Raw genomic sequence first — 4,537 nt, forward strand, 5'->3', positions numbered from 1 at the left:
ATTTTTAAAAAATTCATTACCAGATGTAATTAAACCATCAATATGTTTTACTGCGTCTTTTCTAATTTTGCGTTTCCCATTATAATTTTGTTCAATTTTCTCTTCGATTTTTTGATTATAATCAATCGGACTATCATTGACTAAATCGTAATTTAAGTATGATTTTTCTAAATCAATATCCATATTTTCATAATTTTTATTTTGTCTTTGTACATGTTTTTGAATGCCTTTTGTATTCGTTTTTGATTTCACTTTAGCAACTCTGATAATAGAATACGCCATATTAAAATTCCTCCACTGCACATGTTTTTGCGTAGCTTTATTTATTAAAGTATAACACACTAGACTTATTTTTAATAAGTCGTTAATACGTGTGCTCTGCGAGGCTTAAACCTGTTTTTGCTAACGCAAAAAATGAGTGGCAAAATGCTAGCCACTCATAGTTCTAAACCAAAATATAATATAACTATTCAAACTGCTTTTCAGAACGTTTAAATACAATAATCGTCAAAAGACAACATAAAATAATAAGGATAGCCATGGCTACAAGAATATTACTATACACTCCAGAAGAATAATTTATAAATTCCAGAACTAGTTTACGATTAATCAATTGTAGTGACAATAAACCTCCTACAATTGCTATACCTGTTCCCTCTGATAAAAAACTTGTGAAATTTAGCAAACTCATTCCAGAAGCAACTTCTTCTTCAGAAAGACTACTTGATACTATTTTTGATATAACTGTTTTAGTAAAAGATAATCCGCCCATAACAAATATAAACATAAAAGTAGTCAACCACATACTAAACTCAACAAAAAATGCAATAGTTAAAAAACTTATAGAGATAGACAATGATCCTAAAATAAAAACAAATAATGATCCTTTTCTATCCACTAAAAAACCACCAAAATAACCAAAAACAATAACACTCATGGTTCCAGGAAAAATAACACTATTACCTATTGTCGCTACATTTACATGATAAATAGTTTTCATCATATAAGGCACCATTGATATAAAACCAGCTACTATAGAAAATATTAGCCCACCAGAAAACAAACCAAGCATAAACGGAATGTTTTTCCCTAGTTTAGGATTAATAAAAGGGTTAGAAACTCTTGAAATATGTTTAATAAAAATCACAAAAAAGATTGTGAAGAGTATTAAAAAAGTCCAATTATAATTTGTCGTAAATAACATAAAACATATAATACTTATAGACATTAAAACAATACCTACGATATCTAATGTATTTTTTGTTGATTTACCAGGTACCATTACTTTAATAAGAAAAGGTATAGTTACTATTGTAATCATAGGAAGTATAAGTAGGTAAGACCAATGAATATAATGTGCTATTATTCCCCCTATTGAAGGACCTAACCCTTCACCTAAAGCTACAATTGATCCTATAAAACCAAAGGCTTTGCCTTGTTTTTTTCTTGTAATATTTCTAGCTACAACCACCATAATCAGTGAAGGGAATGCAGCAGATCCTACTCCTTGTACTAACCTACCAAAAATCAAAATAAAAAAGTGATTGTGACCAATAAAAGCAATCAATGAACCAAGACAGCTCAAACTAATACCAATAATTAACAATTTTTTTATATTTATATAATCAGATAATTTTCCATATACTGCTGTTCCTATCGAAAAAGTTAACATATATGCAGTGTTTACCCAGTTTGTAATTCCAGGAGTAGTATTAAAATGATTTGCAATATCAGGTAAAGAAACATTTAAAACCATTTCATTTAATACACTAAAAAATGAAAGAATACAAAGCCAAAATAAAACGCTATAAAACAAACCTTTAAATTTTTTATATAAACTAAACAATTTTACCTCTTTACTTGAGGTGACTAAAGTTTATAGGGGTAAATTATTCTTTCACCTCATATAAATTCCCCAAATTTTTAAATAGACACTTCATAAAAAAATCCTCCTAAATTAGAATAGTTTAAATATATCATTTTTGTTCAGTAATATTAATATGTACACTATTTCCAAAATTTAAATTCATGTTGCCAAAAATCGATTTGTTTTTGCAATTGTTTTTCGTTCGCTTTTAAAGTCGATTTCATTAAGTCCGTTAAATCGACTGGCGAAATTTCTTTTATCAAATTCTTATATTTTGTTCTAGAATTTCTGTGAAGCTTTCCCCATTCTTCTTCATCACTCAATAACATAAAAACTATTGCTCTATCCGCAGTGCGTTGGATAGTTTTCCAATCTGGTTGCAAGATATGTAAATCACTAAAGCAATCATTCCAGTAATCCACCATATCTCTTTTAAGTTCGATTTCTACACGCCATAAATGTTCAGACATAACTTCAGCATCTGCATTATCTTTACGTTCTTGCTTTTTATTATAAATTCTAATAAATCTATTACTATCTCTCACGCCAAAATATTTTGTTTCTGGCTTACCATTACGACCATAAAAAATAGTTTTCTTAACTGCTTTATCAGACATTGCATAGTAGTCACTCAAATCATCTTCAAAATCAAAGGCTAAATCTAATCTTGTAAAACCGTCATCTTCCATGTAGCTTATTATATTTTGTTTTAACCAAATCATTTCATCTCGTGTAAGTTTGTTTGGATTAAATTCAATACGCATATTACGTCTATCCCAACTATCTGCTTTCACTTTGTCATATTCAATATAAACTTTTTCTTGAAGTGCTTTAGCTTTAAACTTTGTTTGAAGAATATCCCAAAGTCTTATTTGGGGCTCTACACTCATAAATTTAGAAAGGGCTTGAGCGTTGTCTCGGTTGAGATTTCCAACGATCGTCATTGCATCAAAACTTAATTTTGGATCAGATATGCACACAGTATGTGCGTCCAACCGGCTATTAGAGTATCCGGTTTTAGAAAAATTTAAGTTTTCGTTTTCTAAGCTTTGTTTTGTCTGAATTTCTTCTGCTTTTTTAATCACAAAAAAACAACTCCTTAATTTAATTTAAGAAGTCGCTCACCCGAATATATATCTTGAAGAATAAACTTATATCGTTTAATATCTAGATATACAAGATATAAAAAAACAACTTAGTGTTTTTTCTAGGTAAGTCGCTATCACAAACTTTGGCGAGGGAGTGAGCGACTTCTTTTTATTTTGTTATTAATATAACACTATCAAAAGACTTGGTCTAATCAGATCAGGTCTTTTTTTATTTAAGCATTTGTATTATCTGGTAAACAGTTAAAACTACTAAAACACCAAGTACATACTTACTTGCTATAAAATTCTCAAAAGCTTCTCTAAATTTCATTTCTTCAACTCCTTTTATTGCTTTATTCCAATTGCTTTATTGACGTTGAGCCTCGGAACCCTTAACAATCCCAAAACTTGTCGAATGGTCGGCTTAATAGCTCACGCTATGCCGACATTCGTCTCCAAGTTTAGTTAAGGGTTCTTCTCAACGCACAATAAATTTTCTCGGCATAAATGCGTCGTCTTTATAAAGTGTAGCCATCATCTCGTTCATCTTCAAAAATAATTTCTGGTTCATGCCTTTGATATTTTTTCTTAAAGAATTGTTCATCGTTATCATCTACAATCATTGTTTCTCGCATTTTTGAGCTTTCTAAGTGATTATCAATATGGTTAATCAACGAATGATATGTTTCTTCTTTCATCACACCTTTAATCAACTTAAACACATTGTTAAATAGTTTATACGAACGGTTTAACTCTTTTTCTTTTTCTTGATTTTGTTCCAATAAATTATTATAACTATCCACTAAATCATTGTATTTATCTATTACTTTTCCATTTTTAATCTGTTCGTCTAATAATCTATCTTCTAATCTTTTGTTTTTTTTCTCAAAATCTTTTAAAGCCTTTCCGCTTTTAATATATTCATAATCATCAGTAATGAGTTGAGAAGCTTTTACTTGTTCCTGCAATAAATCAAATTCATTTTTATCAATAACGACGTTACCTGTTTCCTGTGTTTCTTTGTTAAACAATCCACCAACTTTTTCAGTTTCAAGCTCATATGGGACATTTATAGGCTTTTTTAGAACATCTAAAGCATTTTGATACTGTTCCATTACTTCTTCGCTTTCTTGCTTTATACGGTCTAATTTTCGGCTCTCATGCTCATATTCTTCTTTGTGATAATCTGTTAAATTTTTATAACGACTTATCTGCTCATGTCGTCTCGGTGTAACGCCCCTTGTTATACCTCTACTCAAGTCATAACCACAACTATTGATATGTTCGTTAAATCTATCTTGAAATTCAGTTAGTGCCTTTTTATTACCTAAAACCTCTTTCGCACTCAATCGACCATCTTCTGTAATCGGAACTACCCCATAATGCATATGAGGTGTTTTTTCGTCCATATGCACTGTTGCATATAATAAATTATCTTTTCCATACTCTTGTTCTAAAAACGTTTTAGCATGTTCAAAAAACTGCTTTGTTTCTTCAAGTGTTTGATTTTTAAAAAATTCATTACCAGATGTAATTAAACCATCAATATGTTTTACTGCGTCTTTTCTAATTTTGCGTTTCC

Annotated in this window: 4 protein-coding genes; all 4 read right to left on the minus strand. The window is 29.9% G+C overall.

From position 1 onward, the window contains the following. A partial coding sequence (locus tag ACZ267_RS12655; protein WP_181541552.1) for a plasmid recombination protein occupies positions 1 to 282 on the minus strand: 282 nt, incomplete at its 3' end. A gap of 184 nt (positions 283 to 466) precedes the next feature. Then, the gene (gene tet(K) / locus ACZ267_RS12660) at positions 467 to 1,846 is read right to left on the minus strand and encodes a tetracycline efflux MFS transporter Tet(K) (protein WP_000492283.1); all 1,380 of its coding nucleotides are present in this window, start codon (positions 1,844 to 1,846) and stop codon (positions 467 to 469) included. Between the two features lie 161 nt (positions 1,847 to 2,007). Further along, a complete protein-coding gene (locus ACZ267_RS12665) occupies positions 2,008 to 2,952 on the minus strand; it encodes a replication initiation factor domain-containing protein (RefSeq protein ID WP_031824444.1) in 945 nt (314 codons plus the stop codon). Between the two features lie 521 nt (positions 2,953 to 3,473). Then, the coding region (mobV, locus tag ACZ267_RS12670) for a MobV family relaxase (RefSeq protein WP_463680332.1) at positions 3,474 to 4,537 on the minus strand (1,064 nt) is incomplete at its 5' end.

Source organism: Staphylococcus sp. AC872 (genome assembly GCF_979255425.1).